Origin of the sequence: Streptomyces sp. SID5469, from assembly GCF_009862865.1 — a bacterium.
Lineage (GTDB): Bacteria > Actinomycetota > Actinomycetes > Streptomycetales > Streptomycetaceae > Streptomyces > Streptomyces avermitilis.
Map to the genome: position 1 here is coordinate 5,373,535 of NZ_WWIN01000001.1, position 22,428 is coordinate 5,395,962.

Sequence of the window (22,428 nt, forward strand, 5' to 3'; positions counted from 1 at the left end):
CGTAAGGGCCTTGAGAGGGGAGCCGGGGCGGCCAGTGCCCCGGCTCCCCTCTCGGCTGTGGCTGACGCCTCGTCACCCGGGTGGGCCGTTCCGGCAGGACGGCGCGCCCCGGGGGTGATGGGGTGCAGGTGTGCAGCTACTCCCCGAAGGCGCCCGGCGGCTGGCGGCCTGGTGTGCCGTCATCCTGCTCGTCGCCGGGGTCGGGTGGGTCGGGGTCCAGCTGTGCGGGGAGTTGCGCACCGCCGTCGTACCCGTGCTGCTCGCGCTGCTGGGGACCGCGCTCCTCGGGCCCCTCCACCGCAGGCTCGTCAGGGTCGGCGTGAACCGGTCGCTGGCCGCCGGCATCACCTGTGTCGCGGTCGTGGCCGTCGTCGGCGGCGCCGTGTACATCGTCGTCGCCGCGCTCCTCGACACCGGCGACGAGATCGTCGCCTCGCTCAAGCGGGCGGCGCAGTCCGTCGCCGCCCACTTCGGGGCCGCCGGGACCTCGCTGGACGACCTGGCCTCCAACGCGAAGGAACTTCTCACCAAGTTCGGCGGGACGGCCGCCTCCAACGTCATCAGCGGCGTCAGTGTCGTCGGCGAGAGCATCGCCATGGCCGTACTGGCCCTGCTGCTCGTGTTCTTCTTCCTGCGCGACTCCCACCGGGCCGCCGGGCTGCTGCGGTCGCTCGCCCCGGGCGGCACCGCCGACACCGTCGAGGCGATGGCCCGGCGGGCCTTCGAGGCCGTCGAGGGCTTTATGCGCGGCACGACGCTCATCGCGTTCATCGACGCCGTGTGCATCACCGTCGGGCTGCTGATCCTCGGCGTGCCGGGCGCGGTCGGCCTCGGCGCGCTGGTCTTCGTCGGCGCGTACATCCCCTACCTCGGCGCCTTCATCTCCGGCGCGCTGGCGGTGCTGGTGGCCCTCGCCGACCGGGGGTTCGTCATCGCGCTGTGGGCGCTCGGGGTGGTCGCCGCGGTGCAGGTTCTGGAAGGGCATGTGCTCCAGCCGGCGATCCAGAGCCGGACCGTGCAGATGCATCCGGCGGTGGTGATGCTCACCATCACGGGAGGGGCCTCGGTCGCCGGGATCCTCGGCATGCTGCTCGCCGTACCCCTGACGGCGGCCGCGTTCGCGGTCGTGCACGAACTTCGTGCGCGGTACGCGGCGGACACCCCCCAGCCATAGATCCGGGCGTCCAGCCCTAGGTCGCGTAGGTCTCGTAGGACTCGGCGGGCGGTTCGTGCAGTTCGAACCAGATGCTCTTGCCTTCGCCCCGCGGGTCCACGCCCCAGGTGTCCGCGAGCAGTTCCACGAGCATCAGCCCCCGCCCGGAGGAGGCCAGCTCGCCGGGCTGCCGTCGGTGCGGGAGGTCGTCGCTCGCGTCGGTGACCTCCACGCGTATCCGCCGTTCCTTCTTCTCGCCGGTCACCTCGGCCGTCAGGAGCGCTTCGGCGTCCGTGTGCACGAGCACGTTCGTGAGCATCTCGGAGACCAGCAGCACCGCCGAGTCGACCTGGTCCTCGGAGGCCCAGTCGTGCAGGAGCTCGCGCAGCTGCTGCCGGGCGCTCGCGACCCGCTCGGGCTCGGCCTGGGCGACGGTCAGCATGGTGCGGCGCACGCTCGGCAGCAGGGTGTCCGGCTGGCCGAGGCCGAGCCGGTCCCCCGCCCGGCACAGCAGCAGTACGGCGATGTCGTCCTCGCGCCGGTCCGTCAGCGGCCCGGTGGCGTGGTGCGAGGAGGGCCCGTGCACGGCCTGGACCAGCGCGTCGGCCAGCTCCTCCATGTCGCCGTCGTGCTCCTCGAGGATCCGCCGGATCCGCCGCCAGCCGGTCTCCAGGTCGTGCCCGCCGGTCTCGATCAGCCCGTCCGTGCAGATCAGCATCGTCTCGCCGGGCTCCAGGACGAGCCGCGTCGTCGGATAGTCCGCGTCCGGGTCGATGCCCAGCGGCAGCCCGCCCGCGGTGGAGCGGGTGAGCACCGTCCCGTCGGACATGCGGATCGCGGGGTCCGGGTGCCCGGCGCGGGCGATCTCGAGGGCGCCGGTCGCCGGGTCCACCTCGACGTACAGACAGGTCGCGAAGCGCATGTCGGCGCCCGCGTCGCCGTCATCGGCATACGTCATCCCGTACAGGAACCGCGAGGCGCGCGAGAGGACCGCGTCCGGGCGGTGGCCCTCGGAGGCGTACGCGCGCAGGGCTATGCGGAGCTGGCCCATGAGGCCCGCCGCGCGTACGTCGTGTCCCTGGACGTCGCCGATGACCAGCGCGAAGCGGCTGCCGCCGGGCAGCGGGATCATGTCGTACCAGTCGCCGCCGACCTGGAGTCCGCCGCCGGTCGGTACATAGCGCGCGGCGACCGCCATCCCGGGTATCTCCGGGCCCAGCGTCGGCAGCATCGACCGCTGGAGCCCGTCCGTAAGCTCCCGCTCCGACTCGGCGGCGCCCGCCCGCGACAGGGCCTGCGCGAGCATCCGGGCCACGGTGGTGAGGACGGAACGCTCGTCCGGTGTGAAGGTGACGGGGTAGGCGAACGCCGCCATCCACGCGCCCAGCGTGCGCCCCGCGACCGTGAGGGGCAGGAACGCCCACGACTGCCGGTCGAAGTGCTGGGCGAGCGGCCAGGACGCCGGGTAGCGGGCCTTGTAGTCGGCCTGGGAGGAGAGGTAGACGGCGCGTCCGGTGCGCACGACCTCCGCGGCCGGGTAGTCCGTGTCCAGCGGCATGTTCAGAAACGGGTTCTCGTCACCCGGCGCCTGCCCGTGGTGGCCTATGACGGTGAGCCGGTCGCCCTCCGCGCCGAAGACCGCGAGCCCGTCCGGTGAGAACCCCGGCATCGACAGGCCCGCCGCGACCCGCAGCACCTCCGCCGTGGACCGCGCCTCGGCCAGCGCCCGCCCCGCATCCAGCAGGAACGCCTCGCGCGAGCGCCGCCAGTCGCCGGTGACCGGGGTGCGCGCGGCGGTGCCCGGCGGGGGCTCGGTGACCTCCTGAAGGGTGCCGACCAGCTCGTACGCCCCGGTCGTGGGGTCGGTCGACGGCTTGGAGCGGCTGCGTACGGTACGGATCACCCGGCCGTGCTCGTCCATGATCCGCATCCGCACCTCGGCGAGGGTGCCCTCGGCGACGGCGAGCTGGACGACGCCGTCGACCTCGTTCCAGTCGACGGGGTGGAAACGGGCGCGGACGCCGGCCTGGGTGAGCGTCGTCGGCTCGGGGGGCAGACCGAGGAGCCGAGCGGCCTCGGCGTCCACGGTGACCAGTCCGGCGGCGTCGTCCCAACGCCACAGTCCGGTCGCGAGGGCGGTCAGCACGTCCCCCACGGCGGGCAGGGGCTCACCAGTGCGCATGGCCCCACTGTATGGAGAGGGGATCGGGAGCTGCCACCGAAGCGGACAGGCCCGCACGGCACAAATGGCGGGGAGGCGATCCTGCGTGGCCGGTACCCTGGGGTGAAGTTTCACGTGAAACAGCCCCCGATCCGCGAAGACTGGATGAACGACGATGCATCGGTACAGGTCCCACACCTGCGGCGAGCTCCGCGCCTCTGACGTCGGCAGCGACGTCCGGCTGAGCGGCTGGCTGCACAATCGCCGAGACCTGGGTGGCATCCTCTTCATCGATCTGCGCGACCACTACGGCATCACGCAGCTCGTCGCCCGCCCCGGCACCCCCGCCTACGAGGCCCTCGACAAGGTCTCCAAGGAGTCGACGGTCCGCGTCGACGGCAAGGTCGTCTCGCGCGGCACGGAGAACGTGAACCCGGACCTGCCGACCGGCGAGATCGAGGTCGAGGTGAGCGAGGTCGAGCTGCTCGGCGCGGCCGCCCCGCTCCCGTTCACGATCAACGCCGAGGACGGGGTCAACGAGGAGCGGCGCCTGGAGTACCGCTTCCTCGACCTGCGCCGCGAGCGTATGCACCGCAACATCCTGCTGCGTACGGCCGTGATCTCCGCGATCCGTCACAAGATGACGGCGCTGGGCTTCAACGAGATGGCGACCCCGATCCTCAGCGCCACCTCCCCCGAGGGCGCGCGCGACTTCGTGGTGCCCTCCCGGCTGCACCCGGGCAAGTTCTACGCCCTGCCGCAGGCCCCGCAGCAGTTCAAGCAGCTGCTGATGATCTCCGGCTTCGACCGCTACTTCCAGATCGCGCCCTGTTTCCGCGACGAGGACGCGCGCGCGGACCGGTCGCCGGGCGAGTTCTACCAGCTCGACGTGGAGATGTCCTTCGTCGAGCAGGAGGACGTCTTCCAGCCGATCGAGAAGCTGATGACGGAGCTGTTCGAGGAGTTCGGTGGTGGCCGTCACGTCACCTCTCCCTTCCCGCGCATCCCGTTCCGCGAGGCGATGCTGAAGTACGGCTCGGACAAGCCGGACCTGCGGGCCCAGCTGGAGCTCGTCGACATCACCGACATCTTCGAGGGCTCGGAGTTCAAGGCGTTCGCCGGCAAGCACGTACGCGCGCTGCCGGTGCCGGACGTGTCCGGTCAGACGCGGAAGTTCTTCGACGGTCTCGGTGACTACGCGGTCGAGCAGGGCGCGAAGGGCCTGGCCTGGGTGCGCGTCGGCGAGGACGGTTCGCTGACCGGCCCGATCGCCAAGTTCCTCACCGAGGAGAACGTCGCCGAGCTGACCAAGCGCCTCTCCCTGGCCCCCGGCCACGCCGTCTTCTTCGGCGCGGGCGAGTTCGACGAGGTCTCGAAGATCATGGGCGCGGTGCGGGTCGAGGCCGCGAAGCGCTCGGGCAACTTCGAGGAGAACGTCTTCCGGTTCTGCTGGATCGTCGACTTCCCGATGTACGAGAAGGACGAGGACACCGGGAAGATCGACTTCTCGCACAACCCGTTCTCGATGCCGCAGGGCGGTCTGGAGGCCCTGGAGACCCAGGACCCGCTGGACATCCTCGGCTGGCAGTACGACATCGTCTGCAACGGTGTCGAGCTGTCCTCCGGCGCGATCCGGAACCACGAGCCCGAGATCATGCTCAAGGCCTTCGAGATCGCGGGCTACGACCGGGACACCGTCGAGGAGCAGTTCGCGGGCATGCTCCGCGCGTTCCGCTTCGGCGCCCCGCCGCACGGCGGCATCGCCCCGGGCGTGGACCGCATCGTCATGCTGCTGGCCGACGAGCCGAACATCCGCGAGACGATCGCCTTCCCGCTCAACGGCAACGCCCAGGACCTGATGATGGGCGCGCCGACGGAGCTGGACGAGACCCGCCTGCGCGAGCTGCACCTTTCGGTACGGAAGCCGCAGCCGAAGTAGTCCTGAAGTCCGTCCTGTGAGGGTGGCTCGGAACCGACGCCGGTTTCGAGCCACTTTTGCGTGTACATGTGAAATCACAGGTCTTACTTACGTCGCTGACAGGTGACCTTCGTAGCCTCCCCCCTCATGACTGAGACCCCCGAAGGACAGGTAAACAAACGGGATCTGACGCGACGTAAGGTCGTCGTGACCGGTGGCGCGGCCATCGCGGCCGTGGGCGTGGGCGGCGGACTGGCCGTCAACGCCTTCGCGGACGAGGCGACCTCCGACGTCTCCTCTTCGTCGGGCTCCGAGACGTGTTACACCCTCACCTCGGAGACCACCGAGGGCCCTTACTACATCGACGCCGACAAGATCCGCCAGGACGTCACCGAGGACGAGGAGGGCATTCCGCTGACCCTCACCCTCAAGGTGATCGACGCGGACACCTGCAAGCCGCTGCGGAACGCGGCCGTGGACATCTGGCACTGCAGCGCGTTGGGCGTCTACTCGGGCTACGAGTCGAGCGGCAACGGCGGTGGCGGCGGTGGAAACCCGCCGCCGACGGGAGCCCCCACCGGCACCCCGACCGGCGAGCCCCCGACCGGCGGCCCGGGCGGCGGCGGTGGCGGTCACGCCGAGCCGACGGACGACGAGCGCTACCTCCGGGGCACCTGGAAGACGGACAAGCATGGCTATGTCACGTTCAGGACGGTCTTCCCGGGCTGGTACCAGGGCCGTTGCGTGCACATCCACGTGAAGGTGCACGTCGACGGCACCTGGACGGACGCGGGTTACGAGGGCGGGCACACCTGCCACACGGGCCAGCTGTTCTTCGACGAGAAGTCGGTGCTGGCGTCGGCGGAAGTGGCTCCGTACTCCACGAACGCGGCCACCCGCACGACCCTCGACGAGGACACCATCTACCCGGACAACGGGCACGCGGGCGGCTTGCTGTACCTCAAGTACAACAAGAGGCACATCGCGAAGGGCGTCCGCGCCCACCTGACGCTGGGCGTGGCCCCGGACGAGACGCACGACAGCACGGACACGCCGCCGAGCGCGTCGGCGTCCGCCGGCTGAGGTACTTGGGTGGTGAAGGGCCCGGAACTCCAGGAGGCCGGAGTTCCGGGCCCTTCGGGCTGCCGTACCGGGTCAGGCAGGGGCGGCCGGCTCCGCCGCGAACAGGTCGTCTGCCGTGCCGGCGGTGACGGCTCGGCCGAGCCGGTGGCCGAGGGTGTCGAGGTCGGTCAGGCCTGGTCCGGGACGTCCTTCGGATCCTCGGCGAACAGGTCTTCCGCGTCGCTGACCGTGACGGCCTGGTCGAGCCAGCGGTCCAGCGTGTCGGGGTCGGCGCAGTCGGAAACACGCTGACGGACTTCGTCCGGGACCGGGATGCCGCGCCTCTTCAGCACACGCAGGACGCCTTCGGCCTTGCCTTCAGCTTTGCCGTCGGCCTTGCCCCCCAGGTACGTCTCCTCGATGGAAGTTCCCCGGCCCGGGAAGTTGGTGATGACCGCCATCAGCTCTCTCCACTTCTTCCTGGCCGGAGCGTTCTCCAGGCCGACTTCCAGCACTGTGGCGGAACCTAGGGGGATCTTGGACCGGAGGTCCGGGCGACGGGATGGGATCACCCTTTCGGGTGGGGAAGGAACGTTCACGCCGCGGTGGTCAGTTCGCACCAGATGAACTTGCCTGTGCCACCCGGGACGTGGGACCTGCCCAGGTGGTACCAGCCCCAGCCGTTCGCACATCCCTGTACGAGAGCCAGGCCGCGGCCGGACTCTGCGAGTGCTGTTGCCGGAGTCGGAGCCGGGGTCGGTGGGGTGGGGTCCGCGTCCCATACGCCGATGCGCAGGACGCGGTTCGCCCAGCGGAGCCGTATGGCCGCCGGCCCCTTGGTGTGCTGGACGGCGTTGGCGACGAGCTCGGTGGCCACGAGTTCGGCGGACTCCGTGAGATGGGGCAGACCGTGGAGGGCGAGGATCAGGCGGAGGGTGCGGCGGCAGATCGTGACGGCGCGAGGATCGTTGGGGATGGAGAGGGTGTACTCCCACGGTGCGTCGGCCGGGGCGTCGGCCGGTTCGCCGTTTTCGGGCATGCGGACTCCTGGTCAGGGAGGGGAGTGAAGGAGAGCGGCGGTTGGCGGGCGGTGGCAGTGTCGCGCCCGTCATGGCATGACGGTGCGGTGCGCTTCCGGGTCCCCGGGTTCCGCAGCGTGTGCGTCGCGTCACCGACGGTAGGGCTAAATGTTTCGCCCCTGCAAGTCGTTCGCGTAATCTGACACCCGATCGGGGTGACCAACCCTGTGTGGGGACAGTGTTGTTCGGGAAGGGGAGGCGGAGTGCCCGCGAGGATTCAACCGACTGCTCGCCAAGTCCGCCTAGGTGCTGAGCTGCGCAAATTGCGGGATGCTGCGGGTCTGACCTCCCGGCAGGCGGCAGCGCTGCTGGGGACGAACCCGGCGCAGATGAGCCAGATCGAAGCGGGCAACGCCGGAGTCAGCGGGGAACGCGTACGCAAGCTCGGGGTGCAGTACGCCTCTGCCGACATGGAGTTGGTCGACGCCCTGGTGGAGATGGCGACGGACCGTACGCGCGGGTGGTGGGAGGAGTACCGGGACGTGCTGCCACCCGTCTTCCAGGATCTGGCGGAGCTGGAGCACCATGCCACCTTCATGCGGGTGGTCGGCACTGTGCATGTGCCTGGCCTGCTTCAGACCCAGGAGTACGCACGCGCGGTCTTCGCCTATGTCGTCCCGGAACTCCCTGTGGACGAACTGGATTTGCGTGTGAGGCACCGTATGCGCCGCAAGCTGGTTCTCTCGGAGAGGACCGTCCCCTACGAGGCGGTGATACACGAGTCCGTACTACGTACGCGAGTCGCCGACCGCCGAGTGGCCGTCGCTCAACTCGATGAGCTGCTCAGCCAGTCGGAGCGCCCCAACGTCAGCTTGCGGGTGATCCCCTTCGGTGTCGACGGCTTCGCCGGGGCGGGCGCGATGATGCTCTACGCGGGCGGTCGGGTGCCGGCGCTGGACACCGTGCAGCGCGACGCCCCGTATGGCTCCGTGTTTCTGGACGCCTCCGCGCAACTGCTGGCCATGCGAACTCTCTTCCGTAGGGTGGAGTCGGCAGCCCTGCCGCCCGCCAAGTCGCGGGACTACATTCACCGATTGACGAAGGAACTGTGAGACGTGATTCAGTGGCAGAAGTCTTCGTTCTCCGGTGGCGGGGACGGCAACGAGTGTGTGGAACTCGCCCTGAGTAATGACACGGTGTTGCTGCGCGAGAGCGATGCCCCTGCTCGGCAGATAGCTGTCACCCGCGACAGCCTGGCCGCCCTGCTCCGTCGGATACAGGCGGAGCGGCCTTGATCGGTGAGGAGTTCGCCGGGGCTCTCTCCGTGGTGCTCCGGGATCTTCGGGCGCAGTGCTCCGTGCAGCCGGAGGTGCGTGAGGACGAGGAGTATCCCGGCGTCATCCTCTACGCCCCCGACGGCTCCGGACAGGGCGTGTACGGGGAGCCGGACGGCAGGCCCGCGGCCGCGCTGCTCGTCGCCGTCGCCGACCAGGTGCAGGACTGGGCCGTGGAGGCGCTGTGGGGCCAGGGCGAGCCGGCCGTGTGGCCGCACTGTCCGGCGCATCCGGGCGGTCACCCCCTCACGGCGACCGTCGTGGGCGGCGCGGCGGTGTGGGTCTGCCCGGCAAGCGGTAGGCCCGTGGGGCATATCGGCGGGCTGCCCCCCGCGGACGTCGCGGACGTCGCGGACCTCGCGCCTACGCCTCGTACTCGGTGAGGTCGATGGCGTGCACGGTCAGGGGGAAGCCGTGTTCGGGGTGCGTGATCTCGCGTTCCGCGGGCATGCCGAGCTTGCGCAGTACGTTCTCGGAGGCCTCGTCGCCCGGCCGGACGGCGGCGACGACGCGTTCGAGGCCACGGTCCTGGAGGGCGAACTCCAGCGTCGCCTGGGCGGCCTCGGAGGCGTACCCCTGACCCCAGAACTGCCGGCCGAGCCGCCAGCCGATCTGCACGTCGGGCAGCGCGTCGGGCAGGAACTCGGACCAGGACAGGCCGGTGAACCCGGCCAGCTCGCCGGAGGCCAGCAGTTCGACGGCGAAGAGGCCGAGACCTTCCTCGTCCCACTCCTCCTCCCACCGCTCGATGTCCTGGGCCGTGAGCTCCAGATCGCGCACCGAACCGTCCCCGACCCAGCGCATGACCTCCGGGTCCGCGTTGATCTCCGCCATGGGGGCGAGGTCGTCGTCGGTCCAGCGGCGGAGGAGGAGGCGAGGGGTGTGGATCTCGGTCATGACCCCATCTTGTCGAAGGCGGCGGCGCAGGGGTAATCGGGGGCGAGGCCGGTGTGACGTCGGCTGTGGGTCAGGTGTCGTAGCGGCCGTCCCACGGCTCGCCGAAGCCGAGGCGGTCCGGGTAGAGCTCCGCCCAGTGCTCCCCCTCGTCCTCCCCCGTCAGCAGGCCGAAGAGGACGCCGTCGACCGTGAGCCGGAAGGGGCGTATCGCGATGTCGGTGTAGGCGCGCCGGGGGAGGCTGCGCAGGAGTTTGGCCAGGTGGGCGCGGGCTCGGGCGAGGACCGGGTTCTCGCCGTTCTCACCGGCCGGGGTGCGCTGCTGCTCGGCCCAGGTGCCGGCACACCAGATCTCCGAGTCGCGGTAGCGGCCTTCGGCGTCGAAGGTGTGGAGCACCGTGTAGAGACGCTTGTGCTCCTCCCAGCCGTCGGCCGGCCGGAAGCCCTCGGGGAACGCGTACGTGACCGACGCCAGGAACTGGCCGTCCGCGTAGCGACCGATGCTGTCCGTGCGGTGCTTCGGCTGGTAGGCGATCGGGATGACGTGGGGTACTGCCATGGCGAAACCATACGGGCGGACGCGGGCATGTCAGCACGGGGGTCAGGTTCAGGCCAGTGGACGGTGAGGGACGGTGCGGGACAGTACAGAGGGAACCGGCATCATCCGACGCGGAAGGGCCCGGCACCCCACGGTGCCGGGCCCTTCCGCGGCTGCGCCGGGACTTACTCCGGTGCGCCGCCGAAGCGCTCCTTGTACGACTCCAGGTCCTCGTCAGTGATCTTGGCGAAGAGGACCGGGGGGACGGTGAACGGCGTGCCCGCCGGGACCGAGTCCAGGGACTTCGCCTCGTCCTGCGTCACCCACGTCGCCGTGTCCTCGCTCAGCGCGAACGCCGAGCGCATGGCCTTGGAGGAGGCGGGGATGAAGGGCTCCGAGACCACCGAGTAGAGGTGGATCAGGTTCATCGCCGTACGCAGGGTCAGCGCCGCGCCCTCGGGGTTGGTCTTGATCTCCAGCCAGGGAGCCTTCTCCTCCAGGTAGGAGTTGCCCGCCGACCACAGGGCGCGCAGGGCGGCGGCCGCCTTGCGGAACTGGAGCGTCTCCATGTGCGACTCGTACTCCGCGAGCAGGGCCGCGATCTCCTCGCCCAGCTTCGTCTCCGACTCGCCGGCCGGGGCACCCGCGGGGACCTCCTCGCCGAAGCGCTTCTTCGAGAAGGACAGGACGCGGTTCACGAAGTTGCCCAGCGTGTCCGCCAGGTCCTTGTTGACCGTCGCCGTGAAGTGCTCCCACGTGAACGACGAGTCGTCCGACTCCGGCGCGTTGGCGATCAGGAAGTAGCGCCAGTAGTCCGCGGGGAGGATCTCCAGCGCGTGGTCCGTGAAGACGCCGCGCTTCTGGGACGTGGAGAACTTTCCGCCGTAGTACGTCAGCCAGTTGAACGCCTTGACGTAGTCGACCTTCTTCCACGGCTCGCGCACGCCGAGTTCCGTGGCCGGGAACATGACGGTGTGGAAGGGGACGTTGTCCTTCGCCATGAACTCCGTGTAGCGGACCGGGTTCTCGCCGGAGTCGGCGTCGTACCACCACGACTTCCAGTCACGGTTCTCCGGGTCCAGGTCCGACCACTCCTTCGTCGCCCCGATGTACTCGATCGGTGCGTCGAACCAGACGTAGAAGACCTTGCCCTCGGCGGCCAGCTCCGGCCAGGTGTCGGCCGGGACCGGGACACCCCAGTCCAGGTCACGGGTGATCGCGCGGTCGTGCAGCCCCTCGTTCAGCCACTTGCGGGCGATGGAGGACGCCAGCTGCGGCCACTCCTCCTCGTGGCGGGCGACCCACTCCTCGACCTCGTGCTGGAGCTTCGACTGGAGGAGGAAGAGGTGCTTCGTCTCCCGGACCTCCAGGTCCGTCGAGCCGGAGATCGCCGAGCGGGGGTTGATGAGGTCGGTCGGGTCCAGGACGCGCGTGCAGTTCTCGCACTGGTCGCCGCGGGCCTTGTCGTAACCGCAGTGGGGGCAGGTGCCCTCCACGTAGCGGTCGGGCAGGAAGCGGCCGTCCGCCGGGGAGTACACCTGGCGGATCGCGCGCTCCTCGATGAAGCCGTTCTCGTTCAGGCGGCGGGCGAAGTGCTGGGTGATCTCGCGGTTCTGCTCGCTGGAGCTGCGGCCGAAGTAGTCGAAGGCCAGCTCGAAGCCGTCGTACACCGCCTTCTGCGCGTCGTGCGCCTGCGCGCAGAACTCGTCGACCGGGAGGCCCCGCTCCTTCGCCGCCAGCTCGGCCGGCGTGCCGTGCTCGTCCGTCGCGCAGATGTACAGGACGTCGTGGCCGCGCTGGCGGAGGTACCGGGAGTACACGTCCGCCGGGAGCATGGACCCCACCATGTTGCCCAGGTGCTTGATCCCGTTGATGTACGGAAGGGCGCTGGTGATGAGGTGTCGAGCCATCGCGGGCTGCTCCCAAGTCGCTACGCGGGGTGACGATCTCGTGGTTTTCGGGTCGTCTGGAACCTTGAAATCGTAGCCGACATGGGTACGCCGCCCGCTCCCCGTTTTACGGGGTGGGAAGCGGGCGGCGTTTCGGCCGCGTACGGCCGGGGGGTTGGGGGCGGGGCGTTGCGCGCTTACGCGCTTACGCGCTTACGCGCGGAGGGTTACGGGCGCCAGGCTGCCAGTACGCCCTCGTAGAGCTCGGCGTCCGTGAGTTCGCGCGGGGTCGGGCCCGCGTGGAAGAAGGCCGTGTTGCCGGTCTTCAGCTTGCGGAGGTAGTCGAAGGCCTTGTTGTCGTGCTCTCCGAAGGCGACGAAGGAGAAGAAGACGGTGGGGTGGTTCTTGGCCGCGTCCGTGAGGGCCTGGGTGGCCGGGGTCTTGGCGTCCGGGGCGCCGTCCGTCTGGAAGACGACCAGGGCGGGGGCCTTGGGGTCCGCCGACTTCTCGTGGTGGGCGAGCACGGCCTCGACGGCCGCGTGGTAGCTGGTACGGCCCATGCGGCCGAGGGCCGTGTGGAGCTCGTCGATCTTGTTCTCGTGCTCGGTGAGGGTGAGCTCGCCGGTGCCGTCCAGTTCCGTCGAGAAGAAGACGACGTGGACCGTGGCCTCGGGGTCGAGGTGGGCGGCGAGGGCGAGGGTCTGCTCGCCGAGGGCCTGGGCGGAGCCGTCCTTGTAGTACGGGCGCATGGAGGCGGAGCGGTCGAGGACGAGGTAGACCTTGGCCCGGGTGCCGGTGAGGTCGTTCTTCTCGAGGGTGGTGGCGGCGGCCTTGTAGGCGGTGAGCAGGCCGGGGGCGTCGGACTTCACGCGGGTGGCGGGGCCCTGTGGGGCCTGGTCGCCGTCGGCGGCTGACGGTTCCGGGGTGGGCTGCTCGGCCACCGGCTCCGGCTCTGGCTCCGCGGTCTTTTCGGCGACCGTCGGCTCGGGCTCGGGCTCGGGGGTGGTTTCGGCCACCGGTTCGGGCTCGGGGGTGGCTTCGACCGTCGGCTCGGGCTCGGGGGTCGCCTCAGCCACGGGCTCGGGCTGCGGTTCGGGGGTCACCTCGGCTACCGGCTCGGGGGCCGGCTCGACCGCCGGTTCGGGCTCGGAGGTCGCCTCTGCCGCAGGCTCGGGCTCGGGTGCCGCTTCGGCCACCGGCTCCGGTTCGACCGCCGGCTCCGGCTCGGGCTGCGGCTCGGGGGCCACCTCGGCTACCGGCTCGGGGGCCGCTTCGGCCACCGGTTCGGGGTCGGGCTCCGGCTCGACCGCCGGTTCGGGCTCAGGGGCCGTCTCGGCCACCGGCTCCGACTCCGGCTCGACGACCGGTTCGGGCTCCGCGGTCTTTTCGGCGACCGCCGGCTCCGGCTCGGGCTCGGGCTCAGGGGTGGTCTCGGCCACCGGCTCCGGCTCGGGTGCCACCTCGGCCTCCGGCTCGGGCTTCGGCTCGGGCTCGGGTGCCACCTCGGCCACCGGCTCAGGCTCGGGGGTGGTCTCGGCCACCGGCTCGGGCTCCGGCTCGGGCTCAGGGGTGGTCTCGGCCACCGGCTCCGGCTCGACCGTCGGCTCCGGTGCAACCTCCGGTGCCTCGGCCTCCGGTGCCTCGGCCTCTGTGACCTCCGGCTCCTCGGCCTCCTCGGCCTTCGTTTCCTTGGCCTCCGTGGCCTCCGTGGCCTTTTCGGTTGCCTCCGTAGCCCTCGGCTTCGGGACCGCCACGTTGTCGAACGCTGCCGACACCAGTTCGTCCACCACGGACGCCTGGGCCGGTACCTCCGCCGGGGCCTCGGTGGGCCGGTCCGGCTCCGCGGTAGCCTCCCGCTCGCCCGCCGGGGCCGGAACGGTCGGCTCCGACGTGGTCTCCCGCGAGGGCTCCCCGTCGGCGGCACGACCCTTGCGTGAGCGGCCGAACGCGTTCCTCAGGAGAGTAAGAATGCCCATGTGCGCAACCCTTCGCGTGAGTTGAAGCCCGTCAATCCCTGGCCAGGACGGACACGTAAGGTTAGCGGTCACAGCTGGTGATCTTGGGGTGGGTCCGACGGGCGAGAACCGGCCACGACGGGACCCACGTCGACCCGCACGGCAATCCCCTGCCGATCCGACGTCCATCCCGCGTCCACCCCGCGCCAACCCCCGTACGGATCCCGCGGGTTCACCCTCCGTTCAGCCGCACGCCCTCCTCCCGCACACGCGTCCCCATAGCGTCACGCCGAGATCAAGGGAACGTATGGGGAGAGTAAAGTGCGCAGACTGCTGCCGTTGATCGGAACGCCCGCCTCGCATCCCGGTGGCCGGTCCGCCCTGACCTGTCGCTTCCGGTGCGGTGACGCCTGCTTCCAAGAGGTGCCCAACACCAGCGCCAACCAATATGTCGGCGATGTCATCGCGGGCGCGCTCAGCCGGCGCTCGATGATGCGGGCCGCCGCCGTCGTCACGGTCGCCGCCGGCGCGGGTACCGCCGCGGTCGCCCGGGCCCCGCAGGCGCAGGCGCAGGCCGCGACCGGGACCCCGTACGCGGCGCAGCCCACCGCGCAGCCCACCGCGCAGTCCACCTCGTCCCGGCGCGGCGCGCGCGGGCTTCGGTTCACGCCCGTCGCCCCCAACACCACCGACGCCGTCGTGACCCCCGACGGCTACCGGCAGAACGTCGTCATCCGCTGGGGCGAGCCCATCCTGCGCGGTGCCCCGGCCTTCGACCCGGAGAACCAGACCGCCGAGGCCCAGGCCGGCCAGTTCGGGTACAACAACGACTTCCTCGCCCTCCTGCCCCTGCCCGGCGAGCGGGGGCGGCAGCTGCTCGTCGCCAACCACGAGTACACCGACGAGATCCTGATGTTCCGCGGGTACGACGCCGCCAGCCCGACCCGCCGGCAGGTCGAGGTCGCCTGGGCCGCCCACGGTCTGTCCGCCGTCGTGGTGGAGGAGGACCGCGGGACGGGGAGGCTCACCGCCGTCACCCGGCACCACCTCAACCGGCGCGTCACCGCCACCACCGAGTTCCGGCTCACCGGGCCCGCCGCCGGCTCCGCCCTCCTCAGGACGTCCGCCGACCCGACCGGCCGCAAGGTCCTCGGCACCCTCAACAACTGCTCCGGCGGTACGACCCCCTGGGGCACGACCCTCCACGGCGAGGAGAACTTCAACCAGTACTTCGCGAACGGCTCCCGCCCCACCGACACGCGGTACGGCATCGGCACCGGCGCCACCGAGCGCAAGTGGGAGCGGTTCGACCGGCGGTTCGACATCGCCCAGGAGCCCAACGAGGTGCACCGTTTCGGATACGTCGTCGAGTTCGACCCGTACGACCCCGCCTCCACGCCCCGCAAGCACACCGCGCTCGGCCGCTTCAAGCACGAGGCCGCGACCGTGCGGCTCACGGACGACGGGCGCCCGGTCGTCTACACCGGCGACGACGAGCGTTTCGACTACTTCTACAAGTTCGTCGGCAGCAAGCGGATGCGCCACGGCACCTCCCGCTCCGCGCGTGAGCACAACCTCTCGCTCCTCGACGAGGGCACGCTGTACGTCGCCAAGCTGACCGGTGACTCCCCGGCCACCGACATCGACGGCAGCGGGAAGCTGCCGGGCGACGGGGAGTTCGACGGCGGCGGCAGCTGGATCCCGCTCGCCACCGCCACCGCCGGCGGGGCCGTGTCCCACGTCGAGGGGATGACGGCCGAGGAGGTCTTCGTCTTCACCCGGCTCGCCGGCGACAAGGTGGGCGCCACCAAGATGGACCGCCCGGAGGACATCCAGCCCTCGCCGCACACCGGCAAGGTGTACGTCGCGCTGACCAACAACTCCAACCGCGGCAAGACCGGCTACGCGCCCGCCGACGAGGCCAACCCGCGCAACGCCAACAAGCACGGGCACATCCTGGAACTCACGGAACGCCACAGCCGGCCCGAAAGCCTCACCTTCGGCTGGTCGCTCTTCCTCGTCGCGGGCGACCCGGCCGACTCGTCCACCTACTTCGCGGGCTTCCCCAAGGACCGGGTCAGCCCGATCTCCTGCCCGGACAACGTGGCCTTCGACCCGCACGGCAACCTGTGGATCTCCACCGACGGCAACCAGCTCGGTTCCCACGACGGACTGTTCGGCGTCGCGACCAGGGGGGACCGGCGCGGTGAGCTGAAGCAGTTCCTGACCGTGCCGACCGGCGCCGAGACCTGTGGGCCGATCGTCCAGGACCGGCGCGTGCTGGTCGCCGTCCAGCACCCGGGCGAGGTCGACGGCGCGTCCGTCGAGAAGCCCGCGAGCACCTGGCCCGACGGCCCCGGGAAGATCGTCCGCCCGGCCGTGGTCGCGGTGTGGCGCGCGGACGGCTGCGACATCGGGATCTAGTGGACGGCCGCGGCATCGGGGTCTACGGGGTCTAGCGGACGGCCGCGACATCGGGGTCTAGCAGACGGCCACGGCATCGGGGCCCAGTGGCTGGGACGCGACGCGTTCCAGCCACTCGCGGTATGCCGGTGCCTGGCGCGCCGTCTCCCAGTACGCCTCCGCCAGTTCCGGGAAGACGCCGTCCAGTTCCGCCTCCGTGCGGGCCGCCACCAGCAGCCGTACGCCGAGGGGGTCGCCGTGCAGCCGGCGGACCGCCATCTCGGGGCGGGACGGGGAGGTCGGCTGGCAGACCGTGACGACCTCGCCGGTGGCCACCAGGGTCGCGGCCGTGTGGTAATCGCCGTGCAGGATGCGCGGGTTGAGCCCGGCCGCGCGCAGCATCCGGTGCACGGCGTCCCACTCGCCGTCGACGGTCGGGTCCACCATCCAGCGGTCCGCGGCCAGGTCGGAGAGGTGGACGACGGGGCGGCCGGCGGCCGGATGGTCGTGGGGGAGGGAGACGAACTGGGGCTCCCGCTCCACCAGGACGCGCAGCCGCAGCCCGTCCGGGACGCGCAGCGGGCAGCCCTCCACCTCGTGCACGAAGGCGACGTCGAGGCGGCCCTCGGCGACCAGGTTGAGCAGCGCGTTCGCGGAGACGTCCATCTGGAGAAGGGGTTCGCCGCGACGGACGCGCAGGCGGCGCAGCCAGCCCGCGAGGGCGCGGCTCGCGGTGGAGCCGATGCGCAGCTGGGGCTCGTCCGCGGCGGCGGCCCGCGCCTCGGCGACCAGGGTGCGCATTTCGGCCAGCAGCGGGCGGGCCCGGCCCAGGACGGTCCGGCCGAGCGGGGTGGGGCGGCAGCCGGTGCGCTCGCGGGTGAACAGCTCGCCGCCCAGCTCCTGTTCGATGCGGCGCAACTGCGTGCTCAACGAGGGCTGTGCCACGCCGAGTTGGCGGGCGGCACGGTGCAGGCTGCCGGTGTCCGCTATGGCGCACAGCGCGCGGAGGTGCCTGACCTCAAGCTCCATGCCTGCGGAGCCTAAGCCGGAACTTAAAGATTCACCAGACTCACAAACCCCATGCAACACAGGCGAGTCGGCGCACCTCAGGCCCCCACCTCGGACCCGGTGGCCGGGATACGTCCGTCCTATCACCACTTGCCATCATCACAGCCGCCGCACAGGCATCAACACTCACCGATGACGACTTCACCCCCCACCCACAAGGAGTCATCGATGCGCATGTCCACGTCCGCCCTCGCGGCGGCTGCGGTCGGTCTGAGTCTCGCGACCGCCTCGCTGAGCATGGCCGTACCGGCCACGGCCGCGCCCGTCGCACCGGCCGCCGCCACGGCGTACTCGGGCTACACCGGCTCGGCCGCGGAGGCCAAGGCCAACCAGGCGTTCTTCGAGGCCGTCATCAAGTCCGTCGCCGAGAAGCGCGCCGCCCAGCCGAGAAGCGCCGCGGCCGTCACCGTCGTGTACGACGCCTCCCGCGCGCCCTCGTTCAGCTCCGTGATAGCCCGCAGCACCCAGATATGGAACGGCTCGGTGTCGAACGTGAAGCTCCAGTCGGGCTCCGCGTCGAATGCCGACTTCAGCTACCGCGAGGGCAACGACTCCCGTGGCTCGTACGCCTCCACGGACGGTCACGGCAGCGGCTATGTCTTCCTCGACTACGCGCAGAACCGGCAGTACGACTCCACCCGCGTGACCGCCCACGAGACCGGGCACGTGCTCGGTCTTCCCGACCACTACACCGGGCCGTGCAGTGAGCTGATGTCGGGCGGCGGCCCCGGCACGTCCTGCACCAACGCCTACCCGAACTCGGCCGAGCGCTCCCGCGTGAACCAGCTGTGGGTCAACGGCTTCGCGAAGGCCCTCGACAAGGCCCTCCAGAAGGCCGGCCGCCAGGGCTGAGCCCCTCGCGCGGCCGCGCGGACCGCGGCCGCGCGACGCGTCACCGCGCACCTTCACTTGTCCCACCCCCCACGGGTGCGGGCCGTCTCCCTGCACGGGGCGGCCCGCATCGGCGTTGTGCGGGCCTGCTGTCCCCGTCAGCGGGGCGAGGTGATCGCCCGCGCCGCCGCCACCTCCTGCCGCAGCGGCTCCAGCACACTGTCCGCGGGCCCGGTGAGGTCCGTACGCACCCCCACGAGCACGTTCGTCTCGCGCAGCCCGTCCGACAACTCCCGCAGCTGCAGGGTCACCTGGGCGATCTCGGCGGCGGTCGGGGCCGGGGCGCCCTGTTTCACCCGCACCCGCGCCGCCGTCGTCGCGTCCACGATCCGTTCGGTGGCCACGACCAGCGGCCACCAGGCGGCCGCCCGCCGTCCCATGGGCGGCGGTTCGGTCAGCGCCCGCTGGAACTCCGTACGGATGGCGGACAGATCGCGGTAGAGGCGGCGCCGCATCCGGGGGCGGGCGGCGGGGTCGACGCCCGCGCCGAACGCGTTCTCCACGTAGGACGCGGTGTCGGCGACCGCGTTCGCGAGATGCTGCCCGACCCGCGTGTGCCAGCTCTCCGGCCACAGCAGATATCCGGCGACGAGCGCGATCGCGCAGCCCGCCAGTGAGTCGACCAGGCGCGGCACGAGCAGGCCCGTGCCCTGGTGGTTGAGGGTGTCGGAGAGGAGGAGGATCACCGGGGTGATGGCGGCGGTCTGGTAGCCGTAGCCGCGCGGGGTGAGCGCCGGGATGAGCGGGCCGAGGAGCATCATCACCAGCACGTCCCACCAGCCGCGCGGAACGAGGGTGAGCACCCCGGCCGCGACCGCGAGCCCCGCCACCGTCCCCAGCGCGCGCAGCAGCGCCCGGGAGAAGACCGAGCCGAAGTCGGGCTTCAGGACGAAGGTGACGGTGAGGGCCACCCAGTACGAGCGCGGGACCACGACGAGCGACACCAGGGCCTGGGCGATGCCGATGCACAGGGCGAGGCGCAGTCCGTAGCGCCAGGAGGCGGCGGACAGTACGACGTTGCGGGCGGCCCGCGCGGCTCGCACGGGCAGGGCGGCGGGCCGGCCCAGGTCGTCGACGGTGTGCGGGGTGCCCTTCTCGGTGGGCTGGTCGGTGACGACGTCGGCGGTGTGCCGCAGGGCGTGGTCGACGGCGCGGGCGGTCTCCCCCTCCGGCTCGGGCAGGCTGAGCCTGAGGGGGCCGGTGGAGTCGCTCTCCAGGGCGTCGGCGAGGTGGCGTACGGCGGTGGGGATCGCGTCCGGGAGCCGCTTTCCGGCCTGGTGGGCGGCCGGGGCGGCCTCGACGAGCGGGGTGGCGGCGTTCAACTGGGCGAGCAGCCGGACGAGGTCGGGGCTGCGGCCGTGGTGGTGGGCGCGCCGGGCGAGCACGAGGTCGTACGACTGGTTGAGGGAGGCGGTCATGGCGTACCGGGCGTCGTCGTACGCGTCCGTCGCGCAGGCGGCCAGCAGGTCGGCGACCCTTCGGTACGTTTCCGCGACCGCGGCCCGTTCCGGGACGCCCGAGCGCAGGGGCCAGGTGAGCAGGGCGAGAGCGAGGACGAGCAGTCCGCCGCCGGACATCAGCAGGGGTGCCAGCCACCAGGCGCCGGGCAACGTCAGCCCGGCGCCGATCACGCAGTTGAGGAGCAGCAGCAGACCGGAGACGGAGGCGACCGCGCCGATCGACGAGATCATCCCGGACACCAGCGCGACCGCGGTGACGGCGGCGACGGTGACCCAGCCCTGCCCGAACGCCAGTGCGCCGATCGTGACGCCGAGCGCGCCGAAGAGCTGCGGGATCGCGATGTTGAGTATCCGCATGCGGTACGCGTCCGCGGTGTCGCTGATGACCCCGGACAGGGCGCCCATGGAGGCCAGCGCGCCGTACGCGGGTCGGCCGGCAGCGAGCCCGAGCGCCAGCGGCAGGGCCAGGGCCACGGAGGCGCGCACGACGGCGGAGCGGTTGACGGGTGCCTGCTGCGGTTGGAGGTTCCTGACCAGCCAGTCGGGAGGGGTGAGGCTGACGGGGAACGCACGGGACATGGCCCCATTACACACCCGCGGGTACACACCCGCGGGTGGGGCTCATCCGTGCCGTACGGGGCTTATCCGTGCTGGTGGAGGGTGAGATCGACGAGCAGCGCGCGGTGGTCGGTGCCGTCGATGCCGAGGAAGTCGGCGGAGTTCGCCGAGAAGTCCGGGGAGACCAGGACGTGGTCGATCTGGGCGCCCAGGCGCAGACGGCCGCCGGCGGTCCTCGCGGGCCAGCTGGGCGTGCGGTCGGCTCCGGCGAGGCGGGCGCCGTCGCGCAGTCCGGTGTCCAGGATGCGGCGGAAGGCTGCGTGGTCCTGGGAGGCGTTGAAGTCACCGGCGAGGATCGTGGGGTCGTCACCGGCGACGGCGTAGTCCCGGATCCTGCCCAGTTCGCGGCGCCATACGTCGAGCTGCCCGGGCAGCGGGGGCATGGGATGTGCCAGTTGCAGCCGTACGTCGTGGCCGCGCACGTCGGCGACGGCGCCCGGCATGCCCATGGTGCCGGGCACGCCCGCGGCGGCCCTGAGCGGGAACCGGCTGAGGATCACGGACCCGTCGGACCCGGCGCCCTCGACGGCCCGCCGGTAGGGATAGGTGCCGTCGCTCCCGCCGAAGGCCCGCTCCAGGGTCGCCGAGCAGCGGTACTCGCACTCCTCCACGAACACGATGTCGGGCCGTGCGCGGCGGACGGCGGCGACGAGGGAGTCGGTGCCGCGTCCGAACTGCACGTTGGAGGTCAGGACGCGCAGCTCGGCGAGCGGGGTGCCGGTGGGTTCGCCGGTCTTCCCGTACGGCTCGATGAACCAGGCGAGGGCGCCGAGCACGAGGACGCCCCAGACCAGGCCGGTGCGCCGGCGGGCGAGCAGAAAGAGCAGCAGGGCGAGGCCGGTGGGGGCGAGCAGCCAGGGCAGGAAGGCGAGCAGCTGCGGAACGGGGGTGATGCCGTCGCGGCCGGTGGCCCGGCAGCCCATGACGACGCTCACGCCGGTGAGCAGCAGCGTGGCGAGCCAGGCGGCGAGGGTCCGGGCCGGAGACCGTCGGCGGACCTCGGCCGGGCCGGTCCGCTCCGCGGTCGCAGTCTCCACGTGCCGGCCTTTCGCTCGTGGGTCGGGTACCCCGTACCCCAGGGAGTGCCCGAATCCTCCCTCAAAGACGGGGTGCGTGGGGGAAAGGTTGCGAGGTGCCCCCGGCGGTAGGACCGGGTTCGCCCCCGCCGCCCCTACCCGTCCCCTCCCGTCCCTGGGGGCTGCCGCCCCCGGACCCCCCCCGCCTTCGGCCAGGACGGCCTCGTCCTCACACGCCGGACAGGCTGAAGAGGAACTCCCCCAGGGCCGCGTTGAACTCCTCCGGGCGCTCCAGGTTCGGCAGGTGTGCCGCGCCGTCGATCACCCGGAGCGTGGCGCCCGGGAGCGCCGCGTGCATCGCCGCCGCGTCCGCGACCGGCGTGAACGTGTCGTCGGCGCCCACCACGACCAGGGCCGGGACGGAGACACGGGTGAGCAGGTCGCGGTAGTCCGGGCGCTGGGCCCGCCCCCGCAGGGCCGCCGCGGCGCCCTCGGGGTCCGTGCCCGTCATCATCCGGTGGACGTGCGCCTGGACGTCGGCGTCCGCGTACGGCGCGACCATCCGGTGCAGCACCTCGTCCGCGTACCCCCGCATCCCCTCGCGCAGCAGCCGGTCCGCCATGGCGCCCCGGGCCCGCTTCCCGGCCTCGGTCTCCGCGGTCGGGAAGGTGTCCGCGAGGACCAGCCCCGCGATCCGCTCCGGGAAGAGCCGGTAGCACTCCATGGCGATCTGGCCGCCCATCGACAGACCGGCCAGGACGAAGCGGTCCGCCTTCAGCTCGTCCAGCAGGGCGGCGATGTCCTCGGCGAAGACGGAGAGCGGGGTGATGCCGGGGACGACCGGGGACGCGCCGTAGCCGCGCAGGTCCGGGGCGATCACGCGACGGGACGGCGCGAACGCGGCGAGCTGGGGGGCCCACATCGTGCGGTCGAAGGGGTGGCCGTGGACCAGGACAAGCGGCAGCGAGGTGTCACGCTGGGTGCCTTTGTCCTCGTATGCGAGGAAGGGTGCCATGGCCATGACCCTAGGCTCGCCCAACTCCTCGGTG

Annotated in this window: 19 protein-coding genes; 8 read left to right on the forward strand and 11 right to left on the reverse strand. The window is 71.4% G+C overall.

The window, feature by feature from the left end; genetic code table 11:
- Positions 1-130: 130 nt before the first annotated feature.
- Entirely contained in the window at positions 131-1,174 is a 1,044-nt protein-coding gene (locus GTY58_RS22985) for an AI-2E family transporter (protein WP_010985818.1), read from the forward strand.
- A gap of 16 nt (positions 1,175-1,190) precedes the next feature.
- Here the strand turns inward: GTY58_RS22985 and GTY58_RS22990 are convergent, their stop codons facing one another.
- Entirely contained in the window at positions 1,191-3,335 is a 2,145-nt protein-coding gene (locus tag GTY58_RS22990; RefSeq protein WP_010985819.1) for a SpoIIE family protein phosphatase, read from the reverse strand.
- Between the two features lie 154 nt (positions 3,336-3,489).
- Here GTY58_RS22990 and aspS point away from each other — a divergent pair, with 154 nt between their 5' ends.
- Both aspS and GTY58_RS23000 read left to right on the forward strand, forming a co-directional pair.
- Positions 3,490-5,253, forward strand: coding sequence for an aspartate--tRNA ligase (gene aspS, locus GTY58_RS22995; protein WP_010985820.1), 1,764 nt, complete (start codon positions 3,490-3,492; stop codon positions 5,251-5,253).
- 126 nt (positions 5,254-5,379) lie between these two features.
- Positions 5,380-6,315, forward strand: a complete 936-nt coding sequence (locus GTY58_RS23000; RefSeq protein WP_042493429.1) for an intradiol ring-cleavage dioxygenase — start codon at positions 5,380-5,382, stop codon at positions 6,313-6,315.
- 167 nt (positions 6,316-6,482) lie between these two features.
- Here GTY58_RS23000 and GTY58_RS23005 read toward each other — a convergent pair whose 3' ends face one another.
- Together GTY58_RS23005 and GTY58_RS23010 are read right to left on the reverse strand one after the other, a co-directional pair.
- Positions 6,483-6,809, reverse strand: a complete 327-nt coding sequence (locus GTY58_RS23005; protein ID WP_062804697.1) for a hypothetical protein — start codon at positions 6,807-6,809, stop codon at positions 6,483-6,485.
- An 80-nt stretch (positions 6,810-6,889) separates the two neighbouring features.
- Entirely contained in the window at positions 6,890-7,333 is a 444-nt protein-coding gene (locus GTY58_RS23010) for an ATP-binding protein (RefSeq protein ID WP_010985823.1), read from the reverse strand.
- 243 nt (positions 7,334-7,576) lie between these two features.
- On the opposite strand from GTY58_RS23010, the gene GTY58_RS23015 reads away from it, so the two are divergent.
- The 3 genes from GTY58_RS23015 to GTY58_RS23025 are packed head-to-tail and all read left to right on the forward strand — an operon-like array spanning position 7,577 to position 9,030.
- A complete protein-coding gene (locus GTY58_RS23015; RefSeq protein ID WP_010985824.1) occupies positions 7,577-8,425 on the forward strand; it encodes a helix-turn-helix transcriptional regulator in 849 nt (282 codons plus the stop codon).
- 3 nt (positions 8,426-8,428) lie between these two features.
- Entirely contained in the window at positions 8,429-8,608 is a 180-nt protein-coding gene (locus tag GTY58_RS23020) for a DUF397 domain-containing protein (protein ID WP_037647769.1), read from the forward strand.
- Entirely contained in the window at positions 8,605-9,030 is a 426-nt protein-coding gene (locus GTY58_RS23025) for a hypothetical protein (RefSeq protein WP_010985825.1), read from the forward strand. The genes GTY58_RS23020 and GTY58_RS23025 overlap by 4 nt, the downstream gene beginning before the upstream one ends.
- Here GTY58_RS23025 and GTY58_RS23030 read toward each other — a convergent pair.
- The 4 genes from GTY58_RS23030 to GTY58_RS23045 form a co-directional block, all read right to left on the reverse strand.
- Positions 9,011-9,544, reverse strand: a complete 534-nt coding sequence (locus GTY58_RS23030; RefSeq protein WP_010985826.1) for a GNAT family N-acetyltransferase — start codon at positions 9,542-9,544, stop codon at positions 9,011-9,013. The two genes, GTY58_RS23025 and GTY58_RS23030, sit on opposite strands and share 20 nt — an antisense overlap.
- Positions 9,545-9,614: 70 nt before the next feature.
- Positions 9,615-10,100 carry a hypothetical protein gene (locus tag GTY58_RS23035; protein ID WP_010985827.1) on the reverse strand — a complete coding sequence of 162 codons (486 nt, stop codon included), beginning with the start codon at positions 10,098-10,100 and terminating at the stop codon, positions 9,615-9,617.
- 164 nt (positions 10,101-10,264) lie between these two features.
- Complete coding sequence (metG, locus tag GTY58_RS23040; protein WP_010985828.1) at positions 10,265-11,989, reverse strand: methionine--tRNA ligase; 1,725 nt, start codon at positions 11,987-11,989, stop codon at positions 10,265-10,267.
- A gap of 206 nt (positions 11,990-12,195) precedes the next feature.
- Positions 12,196-13,944: a VWA domain-containing protein gene (locus GTY58_RS23045; protein ID WP_010985829.1), complete on the reverse strand. Its 1,749-nt coding sequence runs from the start codon at positions 13,942-13,944 to the stop codon at positions 12,196-12,198.
- 300 nt (positions 13,945-14,244) lie between these two features.
- Here GTY58_RS23045 and GTY58_RS23050 point away from each other — a divergent pair, with 300 nt between their 5' ends.
- Positions 14,245-16,347, forward strand: a complete 2,103-nt coding sequence (locus tag GTY58_RS23050) for a PhoX family protein (protein WP_010985830.1) — start codon at positions 14,245-14,247, stop codon at positions 16,345-16,347.
- A gap of 57 nt (positions 16,348-16,404) precedes the next feature.
- Here GTY58_RS23050 and GTY58_RS23055 read toward each other — a convergent pair whose 3' ends face one another.
- Positions 16,405-17,355, reverse strand: a complete 951-nt coding sequence (locus GTY58_RS23055; protein ID WP_010985831.1) for a LysR family transcriptional regulator — start codon at positions 17,353-17,355, stop codon at positions 16,405-16,407.
- 207 nt (positions 17,356-17,562) lie between these two features.
- On the opposite strand from GTY58_RS23055, the gene snpA reads away from it, so the two are divergent.
- Entirely contained in the window at positions 17,563-18,246 is a 684-nt protein-coding gene (gene snpA / locus GTY58_RS23060; protein ID WP_010985832.1) for a snapalysin, read from the forward strand.
- Positions 18,247-18,383: 137 nt separating this feature from the next.
- Here the strand turns inward: snpA and GTY58_RS23065 are convergent, their stop codons facing one another.
- The 3 genes from GTY58_RS23065 to GTY58_RS23075 all read right to left on the reverse strand — a co-directional run bounded on the left by GTY58_RS23065 (position 18,384) and on the right by GTY58_RS23075 (position 22,394).
- Entirely contained in the window at positions 18,384-20,324 is a 1,941-nt protein-coding gene (locus GTY58_RS23065) for an FUSC family protein (RefSeq protein WP_010985833.1), read from the reverse strand.
- Positions 20,325-20,386: 62 nt separating this feature from the next.
- Positions 20,387-21,400 carry an endonuclease/exonuclease/phosphatase family protein gene (locus tag GTY58_RS23070; RefSeq protein WP_010985834.1) on the reverse strand — a complete coding sequence of 338 codons (1,014 nt, stop codon included), beginning with the start codon at positions 21,398-21,400 and terminating at the stop codon, positions 20,387-20,389.
- Between the two features lie 208 nt (positions 21,401-21,608).
- Positions 21,609-22,394 (reverse strand): alpha/beta hydrolase, encoded by a 786-nt coding sequence (locus GTY58_RS23075; protein ID WP_010985835.1) that lies wholly within the window; start codon positions 22,392-22,394, stop codon positions 21,609-21,611.
- Positions 22,395-22,428 lie beyond the last annotated feature (34 nt).

Bases quoted from the DNA above. Each gene is read 5' to 3' on its own strand.
- GTY58_RS23075 (WP_010985835.1), bottom strand. From the start codon at position 22,394: ATGGCACCCTTCCTCGCATACGAGGACAAAGGCACCCAGCGTGACACC.
- metG (WP_010985828.1), bottom strand. From the start codon at position 11,989: ATGGCTCGACACCTCATCACCAGCGCCCTTCCGTACATCAACGGGATC.
- GTY58_RS23035 (WP_010985827.1), bottom strand. From the start codon at position 10,100: ATGGCAGTACCCCACGTCATCCCGATCGCCTACCAGCCGAAGCACCGC.
- GTY58_RS23055 (WP_010985831.1), bottom strand. From the start codon at position 17,355: ATGGAGCTTGAGGTCAGGCACCTCCGCGCGCTGTGCGCCATAGCGGAC.
- GTY58_RS23010 (WP_010985823.1), bottom strand. From the start codon at position 7,333: ATGCCCGAAAACGGCGAACCGGCCGACGCCCCGGCCGACGCACCGTGG.
- GTY58_RS23000 (WP_042493429.1), top strand. From the start codon at position 5,380: ATGACTGAGACCCCCGAAGGACAGGTAAACAAACGGGATCTGACGCGA.
- GTY58_RS23065 (WP_010985833.1), bottom strand. From the start codon at position 20,324: ATGTCCCGTGCGTTCCCCGTCAGCCTCACCCCTCCCGACTGGCTGGTC.
- GTY58_RS23030 (WP_010985826.1), bottom strand. From the start codon at position 9,544: ATGACCGAGATCCACACCCCTCGCCTCCTCCTCCGCCGCTGGACCGAC.
- snpA (WP_010985832.1), top strand. From the start codon at position 17,563: ATGCGCATGTCCACGTCCGCCCTCGCGGCGGCTGCGGTCGGTCTGAGT.
- GTY58_RS22990 (WP_010985819.1), bottom strand. From the start codon at position 3,335: ATGCGCACTGGTGAGCCCCTGCCCGCCGTGGGGGACGTGCTGACCGCC.
- GTY58_RS23045 (WP_010985829.1), bottom strand. From the start codon at position 13,944: ATGGGCATTCTTACTCTCCTGAGGAACGCGTTCGGCCGCTCACGCAAG.
- aspS (WP_010985820.1), top strand. From the start codon at position 3,490: ATGCATCGGTACAGGTCCCACACCTGCGGCGAGCTCCGCGCCTCTGAC.